Origin of the sequence: Erwinia sp. BNK-24-b, from assembly GCF_047456155.1 — a bacterium.
Classification (GTDB): domain Bacteria; phylum Pseudomonadota; class Gammaproteobacteria; order Enterobacterales; family Enterobacteriaceae; genus Erwinia; species Erwinia phyllosphaerae.
Genome location: NZ_CP179901.1, coordinates 2,419,809 through 2,445,068 on the forward strand (window position 1 = coordinate 2,419,809; position 25,260 = coordinate 2,445,068).

Below are 25,260 nucleotides of genomic sequence, written 5' to 3' on the forward strand. Positions count from 1 at the left end.
AACTATTTACGGGAGGCGCAATGAAGAGAGTCTGGGTTTTAGGTGATGCGGTGATTGATTTACTGCCGGAAAGCGACGGCCTGCTGCGGCAGTGTCCCGGCGGTGCACCGGCGAATGTTGCGGTTGGCGTAGCGCGCCTGGGTGGTAACAGCGGTTTTATTGGCCGGGTGGGCGGAGACCCTTTTGGCGCGTTTTTACAACAGCAGCTGCAGGAAGAGCAGGTTGATATCAGTTTTATGCGCCAGCTACCGGCACAGCGTACCTCTACGGTGGTGGTCGGCCTCGATCGGCAAGGCGAACGAACCTTTACCTTTATGGTGCGCCCTTCTGCCGATCTTTTTTTAACGGAGCAAGACCTTCCTGATTTTTCTCACGGCGAAGCCCTGCACTTTTGCTCTATCGCCCTCAGCGCCGAACCTTCACGCAGCGCGGCATTCAGCGCCGTTGAACGCATTCATGCTGCCGGGGGCTGGGTAAGTTTCGACCCTAACCTGCGCGAGGATTTTTGGTCCGATCGGCAAGAAATGCAGCGGATAATGGACAAAGTGCTTAGCGTAGCGGACGTGATCAAGCTTTCTCTGGATGAGTTACAGCTGCTGACCGGCGAACAGCAAACCGACACGGCGCTGGCGGCCTTTAGTTCGCGTTTTCGTCCGGCGCTGCTGCTGATCACGCTGGGTCGCGAAGGCGTTATCGTCTGGCATAAGGGAAAAACCACGCATTTTAGCGCCTCTCCGGTTGAGGTGGTTGATACCACGGGCGCAGGCGATGCCTTTGTCGCCGGATTGCTGACGGGCTTAATGCGTGAGAAAGCCCCTCTGCAACCGGAAAACCTGACTGACGTGATTGGCCTGGCGCAGCAGTGCGGCGCGCTGGCGGTGACGGCAAAAGGGGCGATGACGGCCCTGCCGCGCGTTGAGCAGCTGGAAAAGTGCTAAGCAGTTCACATTTACTTAACAGCAAAGCAGAAACTGATTGAAAGCGCGGAGTCAGTTTCTCTATTCTCCTGATCGAACCGGTTTAGCTAAACGGGCAATCCTCTGGAGAATAACTAATGAAAGTCACCCCTCTTGCGCTGGCCGTCGTGGCGGCGCTGTCGGTTTCCGGGCAAAGTATGGCGGAAACCGACCTCAGCACCATTGAAAAACGACTAAATCAGCTTGAAGCACGCGTGAAAAAAGCGGAAACGCGGGCAGACCGGGCAGAAAAACGCGCTCGGCTGGCGGAAGAACGGCTGGCACAGGCGCAGCCAGCCGTAGCCGCACCCTCTGCTTCAGCCCCTTCTTCGGCGCAAACCTCAGCTCAGGTAGCATTACCCACTGGCCCACAACCACCGGTTGCGCCTTCAGCAGAAAAACAGCGGGCCAAGGCTGCCGCTAAACCGGTTTCAGAGAAGACGCTGGCAGACGGCTTTGAATTTCACGCCTATGCCCGTTCCGGCCTCATTATGAATGATTCCGCTTCCTCAACCCAAAGCGGCCCTTACCTGACGCCAGCGGGCGAAACGGGCGGCGCGGTCGGTCGTCTGGGCAATGAAAACAATACTTACGTCGAAGTTAACCTTGAACATAAAACAGAGCTGGCAAACGGTGCGACCACGCGCTTCAAGGTCATGCTGGCTGATGGACAGAGCGACTATAACGACTGGACGGCAGACAGCAGCGATCTCAACATTCGTCAGGCCTTCGTTGAACTGGGTAATCTGCCCACCTTTACCGGCATGTTTGATAACACCACGCTGTGGGCCGGTAAGCGTTTTGACCGCGACAACTTTGATATTCACTGGCTTGATTCCGACGTTGTGTTTCTGGCCGGAACCGGCGGCGGGATTTATGACCTGCACTGGTCAGAAAACGTCAAAAGCAACTTCTCTGTATATGGCCGTAACTTTGGCGATATCGAAACTCTCGATAACACCATTCAGAACTACATCGCTACGGCCAACACCTTTAGCGGCCCTTTGCAGTTCATGCTCAGCGGGCTGCGCGCCAAAGATAATGACCAGCGGATCAACAGCGCGGCACGTAGCGATAACGCGGGCGACAGCGGCGTTCACGCCATGCTTGCCTGGCACGGCGACAGCTTCTACGGCCTGCGTGAAGGCCAGTCGAAAACCGCGCTGCTCTATGGTCATGGCCTGGGCGCGGAAGTGAAAGGTATCGGCTCAGACGGTAACCTGACGGGCAGCGCCAATACGTGGCGGCTGGCTTCCTACGGCATGACGCCGTTGAATAAAACCTGGAGCCTTGCACCCGCGCTGCTCGCCCAACAGAGTAAAGATCGCTATATCCAGGGCGACGACTATCGCTGGGTAACCGCCAACGCCCGCGTTCTGCAACAAATCAACGAGAACTTTATGCTGGCCTACGAGGGCAGCTATCAGTATATGGATCTCAATCCTGAAGGCTTCAAAAGCCGACAAAACGTTAGCGGCGGTTTCTACAAGCTGACCTTCGCGCCCACCTTCAAGCCCGGCGATATCGGCGAATTTTTAAGCCGACCGGAAATCCGCTTCTTTGTCAGCTGGATGGACTGGGATCGCGCGTTAGACCGCTACGCCAGCGATGACGCTTTCGGCACCAGCGGCTTTACCGCCGGCGGCGAATGGAATTTTGGCGTTCAAATGGAAACCTGGTTCTGATCGAGAACCTTTTAACCCGGGGTATAAAATGAATTTTGATAAAATTGCCAGCGCGCTACTGCCGCTGCTTGGCGGTAAAGAAAATATTGCTTCCGCCGCGCACTGTGCCACGCGCCTCAGACTGGTGCTGGTTGACGACAGCCTTGCGGATAAAAAAGCGATCGGCGAGCTGGAAGGCGTAAAAGGCTGTTTCCAGAATGCGGGTCAGATGCAGGTCATTTTTGGCAGCGGCATCGTTAATAAAGTGCATGCTGCTTTTATTCAGATCGCCGGTGCCAGCGAAGCCAGTAAAAGCGAGGCAGCAGCGGTGGCGGCCCGTAAACTGAATCCGGCGCAGCGCATCGCCCGGCTGCTGTCCAATATTTTTGTGCCGATCATTCCCGCCATCGTTGCTTCCGGCGTGCTGATGGGCCTGCTGGGCATGATGAAAACCTATGGCTGGGTAAATGCAGGCAGCGCGCTGTTTGTGATGCTGGATATGTTCAGCTCGGCGGCCTTTATCATTTTACCTGTTCTGATTGGCTTTACCGCCGCGCGTGAATTTGGCGGCAATCCTTATCTGGGGGCAACGCTGGGCGGCATCCTTACCCATCCGGCGTTAACCAATGCCTGGGGCGTGGCGGGTGGCGTAAAAACCATGAGCTTATTCGGGCTGGATATCGCGATGGTCGGCTATCAGGGAACCGTTTTCCCGGTGCTGCTCGCGGTCTGGTTTATGAGCATGCTGGAAAAAAGATTGCGGCGAATGGTGCCGAACGCGCTGGATATTATCGTTACGCCATTTTTAACGGTGATTATTTCCGGCTTTGTGGCGATGCTGATCATCGGCCCGGCCGGACGCGCGCTGGGCGACGGTATCTCGCTGGTGCTGAGCACGCTGATCGCCCATGCGGGCTGGCTGGCCGGGCTGCTGTTTGGCGGACTTTATTCGGTGATTGTGATTTCCGGCGTTCACCACAGTTTTCATGCTATCGAAGCTGGCCTGCTGGGCAATCCCCATATTGGCGTTAACTTTTTGCTACCCATCTGGTCGATGGCAAATATCGCTCAGGCCGGTGCCTGCCTGGCCGTGTGGTTTAAAACCCGCGACGTTAAAATTCGCAGCATCGTCCTGCCCTCCGCGCTATCCGGCATGCTGGGCATTACCGAAGCGGCCATTTTTGGCGTAAACCTTCGTTTTATGAAGCCCTTTATCGCCGGTATTGTCGGTGGGTCAGTCGGCGGCGCTTTTGTCGTGCTAATGCACGTGGGCATGACGGCGGTTGGCCTGACCGCCCTGCCCGGCATGGCGATTGTACAGCCCGGCTCGCTGCTCTCCTATATCATCGGCATGGTTCTTGCCTTCAGCGTCGCTTTTACGCTGTCGCTGCTGTTGAAATATAACGTTGAGGAAAAAGCATGACGGAAGCGCAACTGCTTAACCGCGCGCTGCAAGCGGTAATGAACCGCCATACGGGCGAAGATCCGCATCGTCCGGCTTGGCATCTTTCGCCTCAGGTCGGCCTGATGAACGATCCCAACGGCTTTATCCAGCTTGCCGGCGTCTGGCACCTTTTTTATCAGTGGAATCCGCTGGCCTGCGCGCACGGAGCAAAGTTCTGGGGACACTGGCGCTCGGATAACCTGCTCGACTGGAGCCACGAGCCGCTGGCGCTGGCTCCCGCTGAGGCCTATGAAACGCACGGCTGCTATTCCGGCTCGGCAGTATCAGATAACGGCACCCTCTCCCTTATTTATACCGGCAACGTTAAATTTAAGGATGGCCGCACCGCCTGGCAATGCCTGGCAAGGATCAACGCCGCAGGTGAGGTAACGAAAGCCGGTCCGGTAATCAGTCTGCCGGAGGGGTATAGCGGGCACGTTCGCGATCCCAAAGTCTGGCGACATAACGATGTCTGGTACATGGTGCTGGGCGCGCAGAATCTGGCCCGGCAGGGCAAAGTACTGCTTTATCGCGGGCAGACGCTACAGGAATGGACGCTGCTGGGCGATATGGCGGGCGCACATCTTAACGGCCTGGCGGATTTTGGCTATATGTGGGAGTGTCCGGATCTTTTTCCGCTGGATGACAAAGAAGTACTGGTAGTGTGCCCACAGGGGCTGGCCGCGCAGGAGAAAGCATGGCTGAACACTTACCAGAGCGGCTATTTTATCGGCAGGCTGGACTATGAGGCGGCCAGCTTCAGGCATGGCGACTTTGCGGAACTGGACCACGGCTTTGAGTTTTACGCGCCGCAAACCACGCTAAGCGACGACGGACGCAGGATGCTGGTGGGCTGGATGGGCGTGCCGGATGAGGATGAGTTTTATCAGCCGACTATCAGCCAGGGCTGGATCCATACCATGACCTGCCTGCGTGAGCTGACGCTGGAACAGGGCAGGCTACGACAGCGTCCGGCCAGAGAGCTACAGCAGCTACGCCAGCAGCATGCTGGTTTACAGAACGTGGCCGCTTTGCTGCCTGAGCTGGCGATAAGCCAGGCGGAACTCAAAATAACCCCGACAGGAAACTGGTCAGCCTGCTTCGGCAACCTGCTCTGGCTACGGTGCAGTGAAGAAGGTCTTCAGCTTAGCCGACGGAACCGGCGCAGCGGCGAGACCGAGCACCGCTACTGGCAAGGTAAGGTTGTGGCGTTAGAGATTCTTTGCGATCGTTCGAGCATTGAAATTTTTATTAACGATGGCGAAGGCGTGATGTCGGCGCGCTATTTTCCCGCTGGCCCACCCACGGTGGTCTGGCACGGAGAGGCCACGCTAAGCGTTGATTACTGGCAACTCAGGTCGTGCATGGTAGTATAACGCGCTCAGCCATCACCGTGAAAAGACCGTGAATAAGCCTAAACGCGTAACCATCAACGATATCGCCAGCATGGCCGGCGTCTCTAAGTCCACCGCCAGCCTGGTGCTTAACGGCCGGGGAAAAGAGCTGCGCGTCGCGGAAGCAACTCGCCTGCGGGTAACCGAAATTGCCCGCATGGCGAACTATCAACCCAGCATCCACGCCCGCGCCCTTAATGCCTCCCGCAGTCATACCCTTGGGCTGGTGGTGCCGGAAATGGCGAACCACGGTTTTGCCACTTTTGCCTATGCGCTGGAAACGCTGTGCCGCGACGCGGGCCTGCAGCTGCTGATCGCCTGCACCGATGAGAACAGCAGCCAGGAAACGCTGGCGGTGAATAATCTGATCCAGCGTCAGGTCGACGGGCTGATTGTCGCTTCCAGCCAGCTTAACGACAACGAATATCAGCAGCTCACTAAGCAGCTGCCGGTGCTGCTGTTTGACCGCCATCTGGGCGAATCGGCCCTGCCGTTAGTGATTTCAGAATCCATCGACTCCACGACAAAACTGGTTGAGCCGATAGCCCGTGAAGTGAGCGAATTCTACTTCTTCGGCGGCCAGCCGCGCATTTCCCCTACGCGCGACAGGCTGGCGGGTTTTCGTCAGGGGTTGCGGCAGGCGGGGCTGGAGGAAAAGCCGGAGTGGATAATGCACGGTCACTACAACGCCAGCTCGGGTTATGAGATGTTTGCCGAACTGGTCATGCGGCTGGGTCGCCTGCCGGAAGCGCTCTACTGCGCGGCCTGCGGTCTTCAGGAAGGCGTCTTACGCTATCTCAGCCAGCATCATTTGCTGGCTGAACCGATCAGGCTATGCAGCTTTGACGATCACTATCTCTATGACGCGCTGTCGGTAAAAATCGATACGGTAATGCAGGATAATCGCCAGCTCGCCTGGTGCTGTTTTGAAACCATGACCGCGCTTATCGACGGCAAGCCGCTGGAAAAACCGCAAATTTATCTGCCTGCGCAGGTGAAACGACGGGCGAAGTAAGCGTGAACCGTGTCGGCAAGTTTTAGCTATAGTAAATCCATCTCTGTTCCACTGATTCTGGAGTATTGCTGCCCATGCCCGACTACGCCGACACGCTGAAGGAAAACGCCACCAGAGAAACGCCCGCCAGGCGTGAGCAAAACGCCACGCGAATTATGTTTTTTGTGGCGGGCTTCGCCACCGCTGGCTGGTCCGCGCTGGTGCCCTTCGCCAAAATGAATACCGGGGTTAACGACGGGACGCTGGGGATGCTGCTGCTCTGCCTGGGGGTCGGCGCGCTGGTAGCGATGCCGCTGACCGGCTATCTGACAACCCGCTTTGGCTGCCGGGCGGTAATGACTCTCGCCACGCTGGCTTTCTGCCTGATGCTGCCTTTGCTGGCGATCCTGCCCAGCCCCGCGCTACTGGCGCTGGTGCTGCTGATTTTTGGCATGGGCGTAGGCACCACCGACTGCGCGATGAACGTGCAGGCGATCCTGGTAGAAAAAGCCGCGCCGGTGCCGATGATGTCCGGCTTTCATGGTTTTTACAGCCTTGGCGGCATTGCGGGCGCGGGTGCGGTCAGCGGCATGATGTCGAGCGGCCTGACGCCGTTCGGGGCCAGCATGGTTGCGGCTATCTTTTCGCTGCTGCTGTTGGCTTACAGCTTTCGTGGTCTGCTTACCTGGGCTAATCCGCCGGAAGGCCCGGCCTTTGCCTTGCCAAAAGGCGCGGTGTTGACCATTGGCGCCATCTGTTTTGCCGTATTCCTGGCGGAAGGCACGGTGCTGGACTGGAGTGCAGTGTTCCTGACTGAACATCGCGCCATGCCGGAAACCCTGGGCGGGCTGGGCTTTGCCTTTTTTGCTACCGCGATGACCGTTGGCCGCCTGACCGGCGACCGCATCGTCGCGCGCTTTGGCCGTGAAAAAGTGGTGTTGCTGGGGGCGCTGACTGCCGCTGCCGGTCTGGCGCTGCCGGTAGTAATCCCTTCCTGGCAGTTCGCGCTGGTCGGCTACCTGCTGATCGGTATCGGCTGCGCCAACATCGTGCCGGTGATGTTTACCGCCATTGGCCGTCAGAAAAGTATGCCGCAGGCCACGGCCGTGCCTGCCATGACCACGCTGGGCTATATCGGCGTGCTGGCTGGCCCCGCCAGTATCGGCTTTATCGCCCACGTCAGCTCGCTGCCCATCGCCTTTCTGATGGTGACCGCGCTGCTGCTGGCGGTGGCGCTGCTGTCACGGCGGGTCAGCATGTAGCCCCTTCCGAACCTAACGGCGATTCAGCCTTTTAGAGAGGCGGTCGCCGCAAAACTGCAGCACCGTGACCAGCGCCACCAGCACCACAATCACCGTAACCATTACCTGGGTATCAAAACGCTGATAGCCATAGCGATAAGCCAGGTCGCCCAGCCCACCTGCCCCGATAGCACCCGCCATCGCGGAAGCGTTGATCATGGTAACCAGCGTGATGGTAAACCCGCTGATAATGCCCGGCCGGGCTTCCGGCAGCAGAACGTGCCAGATAATATGCCAGCGGCGAAAGCCCATCGCCTGCGCAGCCTCGACTAACCCTTTGTCCACCTCGCGCAGGCTGACTTCGGCAATGCGCGCAAAAAACGGCGTGGCCGCCATCGTCAGCGGCACCACGGCTGCCCAGACGCCATAGCTGGTGCCGACAATCAGTCGGGTAAAAGGGATCAGCGCCACCATCAGGATTAAAAAAGGCACCGAGCGAAACAGGTTAACCCCCCAGCCCAACACGCGGTTGAGCAACGGGCTGGCGAACAAATTTTTCCGGTCGGTGATCACCAGCACCACCGCCAGCGGCAGGCCAAGCAACAGCGCCGCCAGCGACGAAGCGCCGACCATCATCAGCGTCTCCTGCACGCCCTGCCATAAACGCTCAATTTGCAGTGACATAGCCCAATACCTCCACGCGATCGGCCAGCTGTGCCGGAATTTTTTCTACTCTGAACGGGCTGCTGTCAGTCTTGCCCAGCAGCACCAGACGGCCGATTTGCCTGCCCTGAATCCACTCCAGCGTGCTTTCAACCAGCGTCAGCTCGTCGCCCAGCAGCGCGCTTAGCTTTGCCAGCTGCGGCAGTGCACCGCCGCCGCGATAGCCCAGGCTGATTAAAGGTCGCGATTGCCCGGAAAGCGGCTGTGCGGTCAGACGGCCCGGTAGCGCGACCGTTTCCCTGCCCGGATTCAGCAGCTGGCGCGTGGTCTCGTGCTGCGGATCGCCATAAACCTGCCAGACCGGCCCCTGCTCTACAACCTCGCCTTTATCCAGCACCGCAACCTGATGGCAGAGATCGTGGATCACCGCCATTTCATGGGTAATCAGCACGATAGTAATCCCCTTTTGCCGGTTGATTTCGCGCAGCAGCGCCAGCACCGAACGGGTCGTTTCCGGATCCAGCGCCGAGGTCGCCTCGTCGCACAGCAGCAACCGCGGATCGTGCACCAGCGCGCGGGCGATGCCGACGCGCTGCTTCTGGCCGCCGGAAAGCTGCGCGGGCCAGGCCGTCGCTTTTTCAGTCAGCCCGACCAGCGCCAGCAGCTCGTCGGCTTTTTGCCGCCGCTGCGCCTTTGGTACGCCCGCGACCCGCATCGGTAACTCTATATTTTCCCTGACCGTTTTCGCCGACAGCAAATTAAAGTGCTGGAAAATCATGCCGCTACTGCGTCGCCAGTTCACCAGCTCGCTTTCCGTCAGGCTGCCGATATCCACGCCGTCAATCACCACGCTGCCCGCCGTCGGCTCTTCCAGCCGATTAAGGCAGCGGATCAGCGAAGATTTGCCCGCGCCGCTGCGGCCAATGATGCCGAAGATGGTGCCGCGCTCAATTTGCAGCGTAACCTGATGCAGCGCGTCAACCTGCTGGCCCGGATAGCGCTTGCTCAGCGCGGTGACCCTGACGTGCTCATCCACCGCCGGCTGCGGCGCTTCCTCCTGCGGCCAGTTTAGCATCGCCATCACTGACGCCAGCCCGGCTGATAAAGCTTGCCGTAGAAGCGGTCAAGGCTGGCGCGAACGACCGGCGAGTGCTGATAAATCGCGACAAATTTTTCCAGGCGCGGATCGTTCTGATGTCCGTCGCGGATGACGAACTGAATAACGTACTCGGGATGCTCAAGGCCATCAAATAGCAGCGCCTTATTGGGATCGATAACGTCCGAAGCGCGCAGGTAGTGCGGATAGCCCTGCGCCAGATCCACCTCTTCCAGCGAGCGCGACAGCTGCACCGCTTCCACCTCAAGAATTTTCAGATGTTTTGGATTCGCCACAATGTCATCTACCGTCGACTTCAGTCCCGCGCCCGGCCGGAGCTGAATCAGCTTCGCTTTCTGGAGCAACAGCAGGCCGCGCGCGCCGTTAATCGGATCGTTAGCAATGGCAACGGTGCCGCCGTCCGGGATCTGCGTCAGGCTGCCGTGTTTTAGCGAATAAAGCCCCACGTTGTTAATAATGGCTGGCGCATAGCTCACCAGATGAAAACCGCCCTGCTGGTTAGCGTTATCCAGAAACGGTTGGTGCTGGAACAGATTGACGTCGATATCGCCGTTTTCGACGCTGACGTTGGGCGCTGTCCAGTCGCTGAACTCGATCAGCTTAACCTCAAGCCCCTGTTTTTTTGCTTCCGCTACCGCCGTTTCCAGCGGCGGCGCGAAGGCTGAAGTGGTGCCCACCTTCAACGGCCCGCTGTAGTCTGCGGCGGCGGCCAGCGTGGACAGGCCCAGCAGGCCAGCCAGAATCAGTGCTTTCATCGTTTGTCCTTATGGTGAGAGGCAGCATCCACGCGCCAGCGAGCCGCCGGATGGCGCTGCGGCAGGCGGGAACCGCCGAAAAGTTTACTTCTGAGCGGGCCGGGCTGATAGGCCGTTTTGTAGCGTCCGCGCTGTTGCAGCTCCGGCACCACCAGCTCAATAAAATCGAGATAGCTTTGCGGGTTGAGGATGCGGGTCAGGTTGAAGCCGTCAATATCCGCCTCGTCCAGCCAGCGGATTAGCTCGTCCGCCACCTGTGAGGGATCGCCAACAATGACCGTATAGCGGCCGCCCAGCGCGTGCTGCTCCAGCAGCTGCCGCCGCGTCCAGCCGTCATAGGCTTTGCTGACCGATTCAATAGCGCGCGTGGCGCCACCACCAATCGGTTCGTCCAGCGCGAACTGCGCCAGATCGACGCCGATCGAGCTGGAGAAGTGGGCGATCCCGGCCTCCGGGCTGGCGTAACGCAGGTACTCGCGGTATTTCTCCTGCGCTTCTCGGGCCGTGGCCGCGACGATAACCGAAATACCCATAAATATTTTGATGTCATCCGGCTGGCGACCTGCCGCTGTCGCTGCCTGCCGTAATCTTTCTGACTGCGCCCGCATCGCCTGCGGCGTACTGCCGTTAACAAAGGTGCATTCCGCATGGCGAGCGGCAAAATCAATCCCGCGCGCCGAGCTTCCGGCCTGAAACAGCAGCGGCGTGCGCTGGGGCGAAGGCTGTGACAGATGATAGCCATCCAGCTGATAAAACTCGCCGTGATGGTGTATCGGATGAATTCTGGCGGCGTCGGCATACCGGCGACGCTCCCGATCGTTGACGACGGCATCCTCCTCCCAGCTCCCTTCCCACAGCTGATAGCTGACGTCGAGAAACTCGTCGGCGCGATCGTAGCGGCGATCGTGTGCCAGCAGCTCGCGCTCGCCCGTGGCTCTGGCCGCGCTGTCCAGATAGCCGGTCACGATATTCCAGCCGATACGGCCTTTGGTCAGATGATCCAGCGTGGAGAAACGTCGGGCAAAGGCATAGGGCGTTTCGTAGCTGAGATTGGCGGTGACGCCAAAACCCAGGTGATCGGTCACGCTGGCCATCGCCGAAACCAGCATCAGCGGATCGTTGACCGGCAACTGAATCGCTTCGCTGGCGGTCAGCATAATGCCCTGCTGGTAGACGTCGTAAACGCCAATAATGTCGGCAATAAACAGCCCGTCAAACAGCCCTTTTTCCAGCGTTTTTGCCAGCTCCAGCCAGTAGCCGAGGTCGTTAAAGTCCGTTGAGCGATCGTCGGGATGCGTCCACATGCCGTGGTGGATATGGCCAACGCAGTTCATATTGAAGGCGTTAAGCAGGATCTTTTTGGCCGGTTTCATATCGTTCCCCTGCGCGGCGGCAGCACGCCGTTCAGAACATAGTTGCCGATAGCCGGATATTTCCAGCGCACCGGATCGTGCAGCGTATGCGTGCGGGCATTGCGCCAGTGGCGGTCAAGGTTGTGCTCAGTCAGCGCGGCACGGGTGCCGGAAAGCTCAAACAGCAAATTGGCCGCCGCCAGCGAACACTCGGTGGTCCAGGCTCTGGCTGCGGCAACCTTGATGGATGCTGCGGCCACGCGCTGTGCGTCCGGCTGCTGCTGCGCCTCGTCCGTCGCATAACCCGCCTCTTCCAGCAGCGCTTCGCCTGCCTGCAGACGCGCCGCCATCTGCCCTACGCGGTCAATCAGCAGCGGATCGTCGCTGGCTTTCTCTACGCCCGAGTCCGGCCACGGCCTTGCCCTGGTACGAATAAAATCGAGCATGTCGTTAAACGCCGCGCGCGCAATACCCTGATCGATAGCGGCGTGCATAATCTGCGCCACCGGCCCAACCGTGGTTGGCCGCTCAAAAGCGCTTTGAAAAGGCACGATATCCACTTCCTCGACGCTGACATCCTTAAACGTCACCGTGCCGCTGCCGGTCGTGCGTTGCCCAAATCCGCGCCAGTCATCGCTGACGTCAGCCTGCTGGCGCGGCACAAACACCAGCTGTTCTTTGCCTGCGGCATCGCGCGCGGCGGTGGGAATGCGATCGGCAAACAGCGCGCCGGTAGCGTAAGATTTTTGACCGTTGAGCCGCCAGCCGTTGCCGTCGTGCAGGATTGATGTAGAGCGAAGATGCGCGGCCTGCGTGCGAAATTCCGCCAGCGCGTTGCCCAGATGAACGCCCTGCAATACCTCCTGATAAAGGCGCTGCTGTTGCTGTTCGCTACCGTTCACGCGCAGGACTTCCAGCGCATAGAAGTGGTTTTGCGGGATTTGACCGATGGCGGCATCCGCTTCGCTGAGAATAGCGATAACCTGTGCCAGAACGCTGGTCGATACCGCCGCGCCACCGAAGCGGGCTGGAACGGTAATCGCGCCCAGACCGGAGGCGAACAGCGTCACCAGCTCCTCATGGGGAAGCTGCCGTTCGCGGTCGCGTTGGGACGACTGTTCGCGGAAATGCTGCGCCAGCTCGCGGGCGACGGCAAGCGCCTGGGCCGCAGAAACCAGTCTGGCGGCGGGCCGTTTAGGGGTTACCTGACTCATGACTTCTTCCTTAAATCCAGGCATGGCGCGCCGGGAAGATCGCATTAAGGTAATAGTTGCCGATAGCGTGATATTTCCAGCGCACCGGATCGTGTAGCGTATGGGTACGGGCGTTGCGCCAGTGGCGGTCAAGGTTGTGTTCGCTTAACGTGGCGCGGCTGCCGCCCCATTCCAGCAGTTTTTCGCTGACCGTTAAGGCGGCGCTCGTCGTCAACACTTTCGCCTCTGCGACGGCGATGGAAGCTCGTGCGGCGGTAGCCCCCTCCAGCGGCTGCAGCGCGACCTCATCCAGCGTGGTAGCGGCCCGGCGCAGCAGCGCTTCCGCTGCCTGTAACGCCGTCCAGACACGCCCTACATCCGCCAGCAGTTGCGCGTCGTCGGCGTTACGCTCCACGCCTGCATCAACCCACGGACGCGAATGAAGACGGATAAATTCACAGGCTTCGGTAAAGGCACCGCTGGCGATCCCGGCATCGATAGCCGTCTGGATCAGTTGCGACACGGGGCCGCGCAGTGAAGGTTTATCCGCCGAAGGTAGCTGCACCACCCGCGCCGGATCGACCGGCACAGCGGTCAGACGCACCGTGCCGCTGGCCGTGGTGCGCTGCCCCATTCCCGTCCAGTCGTCAACGATCTCCAGCCCCGGCGCGGTACGTGGCATAAACGCCATCACCGCTTCGCCCTTGTCATCAACGGCGGTGGTTACCACGATGTCGGCGAAAAGCGCCCCCGTGGAATAGAACTTTTCACCGGTTAAAAACAGCCCGTCCACGCGTCTGGCAAGGCGCGCCTGCACGTCGCGGGTATGACGGGTATGCTTCTCAGGGCCGCCGTTACCTAACCTCTTGCCTGCCACTATTTCTGCAAACAGCGCCCGCTGCTGCTCTGGCGTGGCGGCATCGCGGAGAAACTGAATAAGGCCAAAATGATTTTGCGGAATTTGCCCCAGCGACGGATCGGCGGCGGAGATCAGCCGAAAAACTTCCGCCACGGTGCGGTACGGCAGCCCACCGCCGCCGAATTCACGAGGTATGGAAATGCTGCCCAGCCCGCTGCGGCTGAACAGCGCCAGCGCTTCCAGCGGATAGCGGCGCTCTCTGTCGCGATGTGCGGCATCGGGTAACGCCAGTGCCGCCACCTCCCTGGCTGCGGCCAGCGCGTGCGCTTCGCTGGTTATCACCCCCGCTGGCGCCCGGTCATTTTCAGACACGCTCATACTTTGCTCCTGCGGCTTCAGCCGCCGTTACCGATCTGCCAGATAAAGGTTGGATCGTTGCCGTTCACTTCCCAGTCGCCGACGTTGCGTGCCTTATAGATAACGGGATTGTGTGAGGCTACGGTGCGGGCGTTGCGCCAGTGACGATCCAGCGCTTTACTGACGCGGGTATCGGAAGCGCCCAGCGCGTTAAACAGCTCGGTAGCGGCACGCGGCACCAGCTCGCTGGCGATAACCTGCGCCTTAGCCGCTTCCAGCTCGGCCTGAATATTGGCCTCATGCAGCTGCTCTTCGCTAACGTTCAGCCAGCGCGCGTCAAAAGCCTTTTGTAACGACAGGCTGGCCCGCTGTACTGCGGCTTCCACCGCAAATACCTGGCTGGAAATTTGCCCGACAACCTGTAGAACCTGCGCGTCCTGTTTGACCAGCGGCGCGTTGCCGTGGCTGTAGATCCTTTTACGCTGCGCCACGGCCTGCGACACGTCGCGGGTTACCGCGCGGCCAATGCCCACCAGCACCGATAAGAGAACGTGCTGATAGAAAGCGGTTTGATAGCGAAAGCGTTCGCTGAAGTCATAAACGTTTTCCTGTTCAACCGTCGCCTGGCGAAAGCGCGTGGTGCCGCTGCCGGTCAAGCGTTGCCCAAAGCCGTCCCAGTCGTCGTCGCGCTCCACGCCCTGCTGATGCGTGTTGACCAGCGCAATGACGTCGCGGCCGTTGTCGGTGCGCTGCGCGTACACATCAATCCAGTCGGCGTAAAGCGTGCCGGTGCTGTAAAACTTTTCGCCGTCAAGCAGCCAGCCTTGCGCCGCGGGCGAGACTTTTGTTAAGACTTCGCCCAGCTTCAGATTGCCGATTTCGCTCCAGCCGCTGCCGACCAGCTCACCGTCTGCAAAGCGGCGGAACCAGCGGCGGCGCGATTCGCTGTCCGGCTGGTTAAGCCGGTCTTCGACAAAGGCAAAGTGCGCGCGCAGCGCCTGCGGCAGATTTGAGTCCGCCTCGGCCAGCTCGCTCAGCAGTTGAAACAGCTCCGGCAGCGTCGCGCCCAGGCCACCCTCTTCACGCGGGATGCGTAAAGAGCCAAAACCCGCCTCTTTCAGCCAGCGAACCGGCTCGTATGCCAGTTCACGCTGTCGTTCACGCCCGACGGCACCTTCGGCAATACGGGCAAAAATCGGGCGGAAACGCGCCGCCAGCGCAGCATAAGTAGATTCAGACATGCGGTTCTCCGGATGTAGCGTTATCGTCGATGTCCTGACGCGTCGGTTCAAACCGCACGATAATCAGGAAGAAAATGGGAATGAGGGCCGCCAGCGAGACGATCCAGAACATATTGGTGCCAAAAGAGGCCTGCAGGATTGGCAGGATAAACAGCGCCAGCGCGCTGCCGATACCCGACAGCGAACGGCCAAAGCCGACGCCGGTGGCGCGGATATGCGTGGGATAAGAGAGCGCCGGATAGATCATCATTTGCGCCCCCGGCCCGAAGCCTTCGGCAAACAGCCACAGGCCGAGCATCAGGATGGCGAAGACCACGCCAGCGACCGCCTGTGGATGTCCCACCAGTGCCAGGGAGATCAGCGCAATAAACTGCAGGGCGAAACCGGCAATCGCCACGTGACGCGACGGAAATTTCCACGCCAGCCGCATGCCCAGCAGCCCACCGGTAAAGGCGAACAGCGCGTTTAAGCCCAGTGAAGCGGAGATGGTTTCAAAGACGCCCGCGCCGAGAAACTGCGCCAGAATAGACGGCAGGAAAAAGGCGATAGCCGTGTATTCAAACGAGATACAAACGTTCATTACTGCCGTAACCAGCGTGCGCTCGCGGTAAGGCTTTTGAAACAGAACGCGAAAGCTAACCTTTGGCGGTGCTTTCGGTTTCTCTGCGGGTTTTTCTTCGTGCGCGGTAATGCCGTAAGAGTCACGCAGGATCCTGACCGCGCCGCTCAGATCGCCCTGGTTAGCGGCCCAGAGTGGCGATTCATTCATAAACTTGCTGCGTACCGCAATAATCAGCAGCGCCGGCACCGCACCAAACAGCAGCGAAGCGCGCCACAGCCAGTCGATATGCTCTTTCGGCAGCAGAAAATAGAGCGCGAAAATGATAAAAAAGCAGGCCGACGAGGCCGCGTACCACATTGGGCACCAGGCGGCCAGCCGCGCGGCCTTATTGCCCTTACCGCTGAACTTAGAGAACTCGGCCAGATAGGCCATCGCCACGGGCAGATCGATGCCCACGCCTATCCCCATCAGAAACCGGGCGCCAATCAATACCCAGACGTTTGGCGCAAAGCCAGCCACAATCGCCGAGACCACAAAAAACAGCATATCGGCCATAAACACCGAGTAGCGGCCATACTTGTCGGTCAGCCAGCCGCCGACCAGGTTGCCGATAATGGTGCCGAGCATGATTGACGACGTGACCAGTCCGGTGAGCGTCGGCGTCAGGCCAAACTCTTTTACCACGTCATCAATCCCGTAAGAGAGCGTGGTGAGATCGTACGCGTCCAGAAAAACGCCGCCCAGCGCCAGAAACACGATCCAGCGCGCGTAGCTGTTTTTGTTGCCTCTGCTGTTGATTAATTGCGCCACGTCGCTGACCGAGCGTACCGGTGCCGATAGCGGCGGCGACGTGATGTCGTCGTCCAGGTTAATTGAGCTCATTATTGCCTCGTTATTTTGCAGGTGTTCGCCTGTTATAAGACGAAACCAAATGATGTCAAAACAACAAAAAATTCCGCCTAAATGCCTTTTTATTCAATTGGTTGTAGTGTTTTTCAGACAGCAGAAAATGCCAGAGCGGCGCACGGCTACCCCGGTAAAGGCTATTAACTGACGAAACAGAAATAGCGCGGCGCGGACAACGTGACAGCGTCACTTACCGGCCGCACTACGCCTTCTTCGATTTTAAGTACGTTACCCTTCTGCGCCCGTAGCCTGGCTTTGCCAGCGCCCGTTTTGCCTTCGCTGCGCCAAAGCTTATTCGGTGGCAAACGCGTTTTCGGCGATGGCCGTTTGCCCGTGGCGGCGATAGCCCGTTCCCGGATGCGGTTCACTCAGGCGCGGTCCCTGACCAAAAAGCTTGTCACGCAGCGTGCCGGGCTGATACTCCTGCTTGTAGACGCCGCGCTTTTGCAGTTCAGGAACCAGCAGCTCGACCACATCGCTAAAGGTTTCGTGCGTGACGGCATAGGCCAGGTTAAAGCCGTCGACGTCGGTTTCCTCTACCCAGCTTTGCAGCTCGTCGGCCACCGTGGTCGCGCTACCCACCAGCAGCGGCCCGAAACCGCCAATACCGACCCAGTCCGCCAGCGCCTGCACCGTCCACTGTTTGTCAGGATCGGCCGTAGAAAAGGTCTCTACCGCCGACTGAATGGCATTGGTATGCAGATGCTTCAGTACCTGTTCAGGCTGATACTGACCAAAATCGATGCCCGTCCAGCCGGAAATCAACGCCAGCGCGCCTTCATAGCTGACGTAGCTTTTATACTCCTGCCATTTGGCCTGCGCGGCCTTATCCGTTTCTCCCACAATCACCGTTTGCAGATTAAAAATCAGTACGCTGCGCGGATCGCGTCCCGCCTCGGCTGCCCGACGGCGAATATCCGCCACCGTTTTCTTCAGCAGCACTTTTGACGGCGCGGCGACAAAGACGCATTCGGCATGTTCGGCGGCAAACTGTTTACCCCGGCTGGACGCGCCAGCCTGATAGAGCACTGGCGTACGCTGCGGCGACGGCTCACACAGGTGAATACCCGGCACCTGGAAGAAGGTTCCCTGATGATTGATGGGATGAATTTTGCCGGGATCGCTAAAGATACGCCGCTCGCGGTCGCGCAGGACGGCCCCCTCTTCCCAGCTTCCCTCCAGCAGCTTATAAACGACCTGTAAGTACTCATCGGCATAGTCGTAGCGGGCATCGTGGTCGGTTTGCGCCTGAAAACCGATATTACGCGCGCCGCTCTCCAGATAAGAGGTCACGATATTCCAGCCGATACGCCCTTTGGTCAGGTGATCGAGCGTGGAGAGACGACGGGCAAAGGGATAAGGATGTTCAAAAGAGAGCGAGGCGGTCAGGCCAAAGCCCAGATGTTCCGTAACCAGCGCCATCGGCGTAATCAGCGCCAGCGGATCGTTGACCGGCACCTGAGTCGCATGGCGAATGGCGGCGTCGTTATTGCCATTCAGCACATCGTAAACGCCGAGGACGTCGGCAATAAATAAGCCGTCGAATTTCCCCTTCTCCAGCAGGCGGGCTAAATCCGTCCAGTAGGCTAAGTCTTTATATTGCCAGGAGCGGTCGCGCGGATGCGCCCACAGGCCGGGCGACTGATGGCCCACACAGTTCATATCAAAAGCGTTCAGTCGAATTTCACGTTGCGGCATAGCGGTCTCCATAGCCGTCACTTGCGGGCGTAACGGCATTGATGCAGATAAAGCGCGGCCTGTCGGCAATAGCTATTGCCGACGGATCCGCGATTGAAGTATTAACGGGAAGCGTGCAGTGAAGGACAACATCGCGGCACCGGCGGCGATGTGTTAAGCAACTTTTCAGCCAGCGCTTCGGCATGTTCCGCCACCTGCGGCAGGCCCATCAGTTCGCCAAAGCGCCCACGCGCCGCCGGGCCGACGACGTGCAGATGCGGGTTGGCCGTGCCGCTGCGGTTCAGGGTTTGCGACCGCGCGTCAACCAGAATGCCCAGCCCCAGCGGATCGGCCTGAATAAGCCCCTCGGCGGCCAGCTGGCCCAGCAGGCTGTCGCTGCTCAGCAGTGAACCGTGCGCCGGGCCGGTGGTAACAATCAGTTTATCGACGACGAGGGTGGTTGCCGTACCTTTACGCGGCTGTAGCCTCAGCGCAATTTCTGCACCTTCGCTGTTGGCCGCTACCAGCCTTGCCGCCAGCACGCGCAGTTGACCGCTGTGCTGCCCCTCTTCCAGCGCTTTGCTGACCTGCGGGGCGATTCGATAGCGATGTACGTCCCACCACGGACGCAGGTGGCGTAAAAAACGCCGCTGCTCTTTTAAGGCCATTTGCTGCCAGATTTGCTGGCCATGAAAGCGAATATCGTCCAGCACCAGCTGCCACGGCACGCCTTCTTCTGCCGCCTGCGCTACCTCTTGCCTTACGCGTCGTAGCCAGCCGCGAGCGGTTACTGGCATGTGGTGATAATCAAGCGGACGGGCGTCATAGTCGCCGCTGACGTTATTGCGTGGCAGCTGGCCACGGCGTGAAAAAGCGGTTATCGGGCCACGATGACCCTGTAGCTGAAGAGAGGCGACCACATCGGCCATCGTCAGGCCAGAGCCAATAATAGCGACGCGATCTTCACTGCCCACTTTCGCCAGCGCCTGCGGCAGCCACGGATTGGCGATCAGGCCCGGATGCTCCGCCAGCGCCTGCTGCACGAGGCGCGGCAAGGCGGGCGGCGGATGGCTGATTGCCAGTACGACCTCGTCTGCCCGGTAAGCGCGTCCTGCTGCCGTCAGAATTTGGCCTTCCCGCAGCGCCACGGCGCGATCCTGAACGTGAACCAGCCTGACCTGCAAACGGGCGGCTTCGGCAAACTGCTCTGCCACATAAGCCCCAAACTGCGCACGCTGCGGATAAAGCTTGCCGTCCTGCCAGCGGCTTGCCGCATCATTCTGATAAGCGGCAGAAGCGCGATACCAGCGTTCAAAGTCGCCTTCCTGCGCGGCACAAAGCTGCATGCGCGAGGCCGGAACGTTAATGCGGTGTGCCGGATCCTGCGTGCTATAGGCAACGCCCTGTCCCAACTGCGCGCGCGGTTCAATCACCGTGACCGTCAGGCCTGCGGCTCCCTGGCGTGCAAGGTGGATTGCCAGCGCCGTGCCGGTAAAGCCGCCGCCGATAATCACAATATGCCGCTCAGCCATGGTGCAGCTCCGGCTGCATCTGCCGCTCCAGTTCGCGTACCAGCGGGATCACTTCGCGGCCAAAGAATTCCACCTCTTCCTGAAAATGCAGGAAGCCCAGCAGCATGAGATCGACCCCCGCGTGCTTCATGGCGATGATCCTTTCGGCTATCTGCTGCGGCGTGCCGATCAGATTGGTTTTGAAACCGTCGTTGTATTGCACCAGATCTTCCAGCGTGGAGCGTGCCCAGTTACCTTCGCCTTCCGGCGAGGCGCTGCCCGCATTTTTCACTTCATGCTGAAAGCCTTTTACCGCGTCGGGGTTCGCGTGATCCAGAATCTCCTGTAATACCTGCTGCGCTTCCTGCTCGCTTTGCCGGGCAATGACAAAGCCGTTGACGCCGATTTTAACCCGGTGCCGGTTCTCTTTGGCTTTCTGCTGAATGTCCTGCACCTGCTGGCGAACGCCCTCCAGCGTGTTGCCGTTGGTGAAGTACCAGTCGGAAACCCGTGCGGCCATATCACGCGCGGCACGCGAGCTGCCGCCCTGGAAGATTTCCGGCTGCGGCATCAGCGGCTTTGGCTTTAGCGAGTAGTCGCGGTAGCGGTAGAAGTCGCCGGCAAAGCTGAAGCTCTCCTCCTGCCAGATACCGCGCAGGCAGCGAATAAACTCTTCGGAACGCAGATAGCGCTCTTCATGATCCAGCCAGGGTTCGCCAATCGCTTTAAATTCGCCGCGAAACCAGCCGCTGACGATGTTGACCGCGATGCGGGCATTGCTCAGATGGCTGATGGTCGCAATCTGTTTGGCGGCAAGCGTTGGATTCCACGGGCCGGGCAAAATAGCGGCAATGACCTTCAGCCTTTCCGTCGCGCCCAGCAGCGCCTGGGAGAAGGTGACGGATTCGTGCTGATTGTCCGCGCCATAACCCGCGGTAAAACGGATTTGCGTTAAGGCGTAGTCAAATCCCGCCTGCTCCGCAATACGCGCCAGCTTGCGGTTATAATCAAAATCCCAGCCGGTGCGCTGCGGGATCTGGCTGATCACCAGACCACCCGACACGTTGGGTACCCAGTAGGCGAACTGCATCGGTTGCTTTGGCACGCTGCGCTCCTTAACTCTTTTTAGCCGGACGACGATCGCCGCCGATAGTTTCACCAAACGGCCCGGTATTGACCGTACGCTGGCGTGTTTTCTCGCCTTCCGTCTGCAACAAAGGCATCACCAGCTCGGCAAAGCGGTGCGCCTCTTCCAGGTGGGGATAGCCAGAGAAGATAAAGTTTTCAATGCCTAGCGCCTGGTATTCGCGAATGCGCTCGACTATCTGCTGAGGACTGCCGACCAGCGCCGTGCCCGCGCCGCCGCGTACCAGCCCGACACCTGCCCATAAGTTTGGCGCAATGCGCAGATCTTCGCGAGAGCCCTTGTGCAGCGCGCTCATCCGCGCCTGGCCGGTAGAGTCCATGCGCGCAAAAATTTTCTGGGCGCTGGCAATGGTTTCGTCATCCAGATGCGCGATCAGGCGATCGGCGGCGGCCCAGGCTTCCTCTTCCGTTTCGCGTACGATGACGTGCAGACGGATGCCATAGCTCAGCTGACGGCCACGCTGCTCCGCGCGCTGGCGCACTACGGCCAGCTTTTCCGCGACCTGCGCCACCGGCTCGCCCCAGGTCAGATAGCTGTCGATCTGGTTGGCCGCGACATCAATAGCCTCGTCAGACGAGCCGCCAAAATAGAGCGGTGGCCCGTTTTCCTGTACGGGCGGAAACAGCACCTCCGCGCCTTCAACATGGATATGCTCGCCTGCAAAATCGACTTTTTCACCTTTCAGCAGCCGCGAATAGACTTCCAGGAATTCGCGCGTTACCTGATAACGCTCGGCATGGCTGAGAAAAATGCCGTCGCCTTTGTTTTCGACCGGATCGCCGCCCGTTACAACGTTGATCAGCAGACGACCTTCCGACAGGCGATCCAGCGTGGCGGCCATGCGTGCCGCCAGCGTCGGCGGTTGTAAACCTGGCCGTACGGCCACCAGATAGCGCAGCCGTTTAGTGATGGGTGCCAGCGCCGACGCCACCAGCCATGAGTCTTCACAGCTTTTTCCGGTAGGGATTAACACACCATAGAAACCCAGGTTATCAGCGGCCAGCGCGACCTGCTGCAAATAGGGCAAATCGACGGCGCGTCCGCCCTCTGCTGTTCCCAGGTAGCGGCCATCACCGTGCGTGGGTAGAAACCAAAACAGCTTTAGATTTTCCTGCGAGGCGCTCATTCTCACTTTCCTTATAACGTTATCTTAATTTATTCATTAGCGGCATTATCTTTGGTTATATAGACATGTGCAGGAAGCGTGCCAGGCGGGCGGGCTTTTTAAATTCTTTAAAATCAACAAGATAATTTTTTCGGGGACAAACCTGATTGCTGCGAATGCAGCAACTACTGTCAGTCACCTGCTGCATTTGCAGCAGCGGGCAGGAAAGGACTCTCGTCACTGCTAACCAGCAAGGTTATGTTAGCGGCAGAGACTTTTACCGGAGAAAGCTATGTCCAGTTCCGTTGCCGATTTAATCGACCCCGCTTCCGTCGCGTTTAAAGACGTGCTGGATCGCCTTGCGCCCGGCGATGCCACGGTGCTGATCACAGGCGAAACCGGTACGGGGAAAGAGGTAGTGGCGCGCTACCTGCACCAGCACAGCCCAAGGCGCGATCGCCCTTTTCTGGCGGTAAACTGTGGCGCGCTGACGGAGAGCCTGGCGGAATCAGAACTGTTTGGTCACGAGAAAGGCGCGTTTACCGGCGCGACCAGCCAGCAGCAGGGCTGGTTTGAGGCGGCCGAGGGCGGCACGCTGCTGTTAGATGAAATCGGCGAGCTGAGCCTGCCGCTACAGGTCAAGCTGCTGCGCGTATTGCAGGAGCGGGAAATTACTCGCGTCGGTTCCCATCGTGCGGTTAGCGTTGACGTGCGGGTAATTGCAGCGACCCATGTCAATCTTACCGGTGCCATCCGGGAAAAACGTTTTCGGGAAGATCTCTATTACCGTCTTAACGTCGCGGAAGTGACGCTGCCGCCGCTGCGCCAGCGTAGCCAGGATATTCCGCTGCTGGCTAACCATTTTCTGACGCTCTATGCCCGCCGTCTTGGCCGCCCGCAGCTGCGCCTTAGCGAAGAGGCGATGGCGGCGCTGGTCGCCTGGCGCTGGCCCGGCAATATCCGCGAGCTGGAAAATACGCTGCATAATGCCGTGTTGTTGAGTCAGCAAACGCTGATTACCGCCGACCAGCTGCGCCTTAGCTCGCCTGTCGAAGCGCTGCCGCAGGCGGAAAATTCGCTGGACAGATTTTTGCGTCAGCACCTGCAACAGCATAGCGGGCCGGTTTATCAGGAAGTTATGGATGCGCTGGTGCGTCACGCTTTTGAGCAGTGCCAGCATAATCAGCTACAAACGGCGGCGCTGCTGGGTATCAGCCGCAATACTTTGCGCACTCATCTGGGGCATCTGGGCCTGATTAAGCCGCGCCGCAGCCTGCCGACAGGCCGCTCTTCCGCACGGGAAGCCGCACCCGCGGGCGAGCGCGAGCTGCGCATCGGCTACCAGAAGTTTGGCAATCTGGGCATTTTAAAAGCGCGCCAGACGCTGGAAACGCTGTTTATGCATCAGGGCGTGAGCGTGCTCTGGTGCGAGTTTCCTGCCGGGCCGCAGCTGCTGCACGCGCTGGATAACCATGAGATTGACTTTGGCACCACGGGCGAAGTGCCGCCGCTGTTCGCCCAGGCAAACCATTCGCCGCTGCGCTATGTGGCTTATGAACCCGCCGCGCCGCAGAGCGTGGCTTTGCTGGTGGCCGCCGACAGCGCTATCCAGACGATTGCCGATCTAAAAGGTAAACGTATTGCGGTGAATAAAGGCTCCAACGTGCATTATCTGCTGTTGCAGATTCTGGACGAAGCGGGCCTGTCGCTGGACGACGTGCGCATCGTTTACGCGCCGCCGAAATATCCTTTAACGCCCAGCGATCGTCACGCCGTCGATGCCTGGATGATGTGGGATCCGTTGCTTAGCGAGGCGGAGCGCGAGCGCGATTTACGGGTGATCGCCAGCGGCACGGGTCGGGTCAACAACCATCAGTTTTACCTGGCGCACCGCGATCTTATCGCGCGTTCTGACGATTTATTGCAGACGCTGCTGGGCGCGCTGGAACAGACCGGACGCTATATCGATACCCGCCGCGACGAGGCCGCCGCCCTGCTCTCGGCCGAGCTGGGCCTGTCGCACGCTTCGCTGGCGCATGCCTTAACGCGCCGCAGCCATCAGACACGGCGGATGGATTTAGCTATCGTGCGCCAACAGCAGGCTATCGCTGACCGCTTCTTCGCGCTGGGCCTGCTGCCGCGTGCCATTAATGTACGCGATGCGGTAACGGTTTATAACTCTGTAGAGCTGGTCTGAGCCGCCTTTGCGTCAGCCAGCCAGCAGCGCTTCCGTTTCGGCTTTGCACTGCAACAGCGCGGAAAGCAGATGGTCAAACTCTTCGTCAAAGCGTATCGCCGGCACGGCCAGGGAAATCGCGTAATGCTCGTTCACTCTGGTTTTGATATAAACGCCGAGGCCGCAGACCCCGCGTGCATGCTCTTCGCGATCAATGGCGTAGTGACTGGCGCGCACCTGCTCAACGCCCTGCAAAATGGCGGGCAGCGTGCGGAGCGTTTGTTCGGTACGGAGATCGAGATGCCCGGCGAGCATCTCGCTGATTTGCTGGTTGCTTAACTGCGCCAGGATCGCCTTGCCATGCGCGGTACAATGACAGGGAAAGGCGGTACCTACGGCGGAAACCACGCGCAGTTCCCGATCGGAGACAAACTGGCTGACCGACACCGCATGGCTGCCCCGCCAGACGCAAAGATCGACCGTTTCGCGGGTGCGTCGCCCCAGCGCTTCCATTGCCGGACGGGAAAGCGCAATGACATCGGTATGGGCCGACGCCGCCAGCCGTGCCAGTGCCGGGCCAAGCTTCACCTCCCCCGCGCTTACGATCAGCAGCTGCTGGCTTTCCAGCGAGGCTACCAGGCGGTGAACGGTAGTGCGCGGTAGCTCTACCTGCCGGGACAGCGCGGAAATAGTCATTCCGGCGGGCTGATGTTCCAGCGCGCGCAGCAGCGTTGCCGCGCGGGCAATAACCTGGGAACCGTTGTTTTCGCGATCGGTGCTCATGAGTAGCCTGTAGGTTATGACAGTAACCGGCCTCATTATCCACATAGTGGACAGCTTGAACAGAGGATAGCGGTGACATCAGGCAGGCTATAGAAAATGAGTGGTTAAAACGAAGTTTGAATAACACTGGCATGATGAAGGGTAAAGCGGTAACGGATATTAC

Annotated in this window: 20 protein-coding genes; 7 read left to right on the top strand and 13 right to left on the bottom strand. The window is 59.3% G+C overall.

The window, feature by feature from the left end:
- The first annotated feature begins 20 nt into the window (after positions 1-20).
- The 6 genes from ACMGGR_RS10800 (at position 21) to ACMGGR_RS10825 (ending at position 7,714) form a co-directional block, all read left to right on the top strand.
- A complete protein-coding gene (locus tag ACMGGR_RS10800) occupies positions 21-938 on the top strand; it encodes an aminoimidazole riboside kinase (protein ID WP_414146824.1) in 918 nt (305 codons plus the stop codon).
- A gap of 116 nt (positions 939-1,054) precedes the next feature.
- Complete coding sequence (locus ACMGGR_RS10805) at positions 1,055-2,641, top strand: carbohydrate porin (RefSeq protein WP_414146825.1); 1,587 nt, start codon at positions 1,055-1,057, stop codon at positions 2,639-2,641.
- A gap of 28 nt (positions 2,642-2,669) precedes the next feature.
- Positions 2,670-4,043 carry a sucrose-specific PTS transporter subunit IIBC gene (locus tag ACMGGR_RS10810; protein ID WP_414146826.1) on the top strand — a complete coding sequence of 458 codons (1,374 nt, stop codon included), beginning with the start codon at positions 2,670-2,672 and terminating at the stop codon, positions 4,041-4,043.
- Positions 4,040-5,440 (top strand): sucrose-6-phosphate hydrolase, encoded by a 1,401-nt coding sequence (locus tag ACMGGR_RS10815; RefSeq protein WP_414146827.1) that lies wholly within the window; start codon positions 4,040-4,042, stop codon positions 5,438-5,440. Before ACMGGR_RS10810 ends, ACMGGR_RS10815 begins: the two co-directional genes overlap by 4 nt.
- Positions 5,441-5,468: 28 nt before the next feature.
- On the top strand, positions 5,469-6,473 hold the full coding sequence (locus ACMGGR_RS10820) for a substrate-binding domain-containing protein (protein WP_246759221.1): 1,005 nt from the start codon (positions 5,469-5,471) through the stop codon (positions 6,471-6,473).
- Between the two features lie 74 nt (positions 6,474-6,547).
- Complete coding sequence (locus ACMGGR_RS10825) at positions 6,548-7,714, top strand: MFS transporter (RefSeq protein ID WP_414146828.1); 1,167 nt, start codon at positions 6,548-6,550, stop codon at positions 7,712-7,714.
- A 12-nt stretch (positions 7,715-7,726) separates the two neighbouring features.
- Here the strand turns inward: ACMGGR_RS10825 and ACMGGR_RS10830 are convergent, their stop codons facing one another.
- The 12 genes from ACMGGR_RS10830 to ssuD all read right to left on the bottom strand — a co-directional run bounded on the left by ACMGGR_RS10830 (position 7,727) and on the right by ssuD (position 22,159).
- A complete protein-coding gene (locus ACMGGR_RS10830) occupies positions 7,727-8,377 on the bottom strand; it encodes a methionine ABC transporter permease (protein ID WP_246759219.1) in 651 nt (216 codons plus the stop codon).
- Positions 8,361-9,437 carry a methionine ABC transporter ATP-binding protein gene (locus tag ACMGGR_RS10835; protein WP_414146829.1) on the bottom strand — a complete coding sequence of 359 codons (1,077 nt, stop codon included), beginning with the start codon at positions 9,435-9,437 and terminating at the stop codon, positions 8,361-8,363. Before ACMGGR_RS10835 ends, ACMGGR_RS10830 begins: the two co-directional genes overlap by 17 nt.
- On the bottom strand, positions 9,437-10,228 hold the full coding sequence (locus ACMGGR_RS10840) for a MetQ/NlpA family ABC transporter substrate-binding protein (protein ID WP_414146830.1): 792 nt from the start codon (positions 10,226-10,228) through the stop codon (positions 9,437-9,439). The genes ACMGGR_RS10835 and ACMGGR_RS10840 overlap by 1 nt, the downstream gene beginning before the upstream one ends.
- Positions 10,225-11,601 (bottom strand): LLM class flavin-dependent oxidoreductase, encoded by a 1,377-nt coding sequence (locus ACMGGR_RS10845; RefSeq protein WP_414146831.1) that lies wholly within the window; start codon positions 11,599-11,601, stop codon positions 10,225-10,227. The genes ACMGGR_RS10840 and ACMGGR_RS10845 overlap by 4 nt, the downstream gene beginning before the upstream one ends.
- Entirely contained in the window at positions 11,598-12,794 is a 1,197-nt protein-coding gene (locus ACMGGR_RS10850; RefSeq protein ID WP_414146832.1) for an SfnB family sulfur acquisition oxidoreductase, read from the bottom strand. The genes ACMGGR_RS10845 and ACMGGR_RS10850 overlap by 4 nt, the downstream gene beginning before the upstream one ends.
- Positions 12,795-12,804: 10 nt before the next feature.
- Positions 12,805-14,010 (bottom strand): SfnB family sulfur acquisition oxidoreductase, encoded by a 1,206-nt coding sequence (locus ACMGGR_RS10855; protein ID WP_414146833.1) that lies wholly within the window; start codon positions 14,008-14,010, stop codon positions 12,805-12,807.
- Between the two features lie 17 nt (positions 14,011-14,027).
- Positions 14,028-15,230 (bottom strand): acyl-CoA dehydrogenase family protein, encoded by a 1,203-nt coding sequence (locus ACMGGR_RS10860; protein WP_414146834.1) that lies wholly within the window; start codon positions 15,228-15,230, stop codon positions 14,028-14,030.
- Positions 15,223-16,674, bottom strand: a complete 1,452-nt coding sequence (locus ACMGGR_RS10865; RefSeq protein WP_414146835.1) for an MFS transporter — start codon at positions 16,672-16,674, stop codon at positions 15,223-15,225. The genes ACMGGR_RS10860 and ACMGGR_RS10865 overlap by 8 nt, the downstream gene beginning before the upstream one ends.
- Positions 16,675-16,989: 315 nt before the next feature.
- Positions 16,990-18,396: an LLM class flavin-dependent oxidoreductase gene (locus ACMGGR_RS10870; RefSeq protein WP_414146836.1), complete on the bottom strand. Its 1,407-nt coding sequence runs from the start codon at positions 18,394-18,396 to the stop codon at positions 16,990-16,992.
- Positions 18,397-18,497: 101 nt separating this feature from the next.
- Positions 18,498-19,907, bottom strand: coding sequence for an FAD/NAD(P)-binding protein (locus tag ACMGGR_RS10875; protein WP_414146837.1), 1,410 nt, complete (start codon positions 19,905-19,907; stop codon positions 18,498-18,500).
- Positions 19,900-20,976, bottom strand: coding sequence for a dimethylsulfone monooxygenase SfnG (gene sfnG / locus ACMGGR_RS10880; protein ID WP_414148953.1), 1,077 nt, complete (start codon positions 20,974-20,976; stop codon positions 19,900-19,902). Before sfnG ends, ACMGGR_RS10875 begins: the two co-directional genes overlap by 8 nt.
- A gap of 25 nt (positions 20,977-21,001) precedes the next feature.
- Positions 21,002-22,159 (bottom strand): FMNH2-dependent alkanesulfonate monooxygenase, encoded by a 1,158-nt coding sequence (gene ssuD, locus ACMGGR_RS10885; RefSeq protein WP_246759208.1) that lies wholly within the window; start codon positions 22,157-22,159, stop codon positions 21,002-21,004.
- Positions 22,160-22,430: 271 nt separating this feature from the next.
- Here ssuD and ACMGGR_RS10890 point away from each other — a divergent pair, with 271 nt between their 5' ends.
- Positions 22,431-24,335, top strand: coding sequence for an aliphatic sulfonate ABC transporter substrate-binding protein (locus ACMGGR_RS10890; RefSeq protein ID WP_414146838.1), 1,905 nt, complete (start codon positions 22,431-22,433; stop codon positions 24,333-24,335).
- A gap of 12 nt (positions 24,336-24,347) precedes the next feature.
- Here the strand turns inward: ACMGGR_RS10890 and ACMGGR_RS10895 are convergent, their stop codons facing one another.
- Positions 24,348-25,097 carry an IclR family transcriptional regulator gene (locus ACMGGR_RS10895; RefSeq protein WP_414146839.1) on the bottom strand — a complete coding sequence of 250 codons (750 nt, stop codon included), beginning with the start codon at positions 25,095-25,097 and terminating at the stop codon, positions 24,348-24,350.
- Between the last annotated feature and the right edge of the window lie 163 nt (positions 25,098-25,260).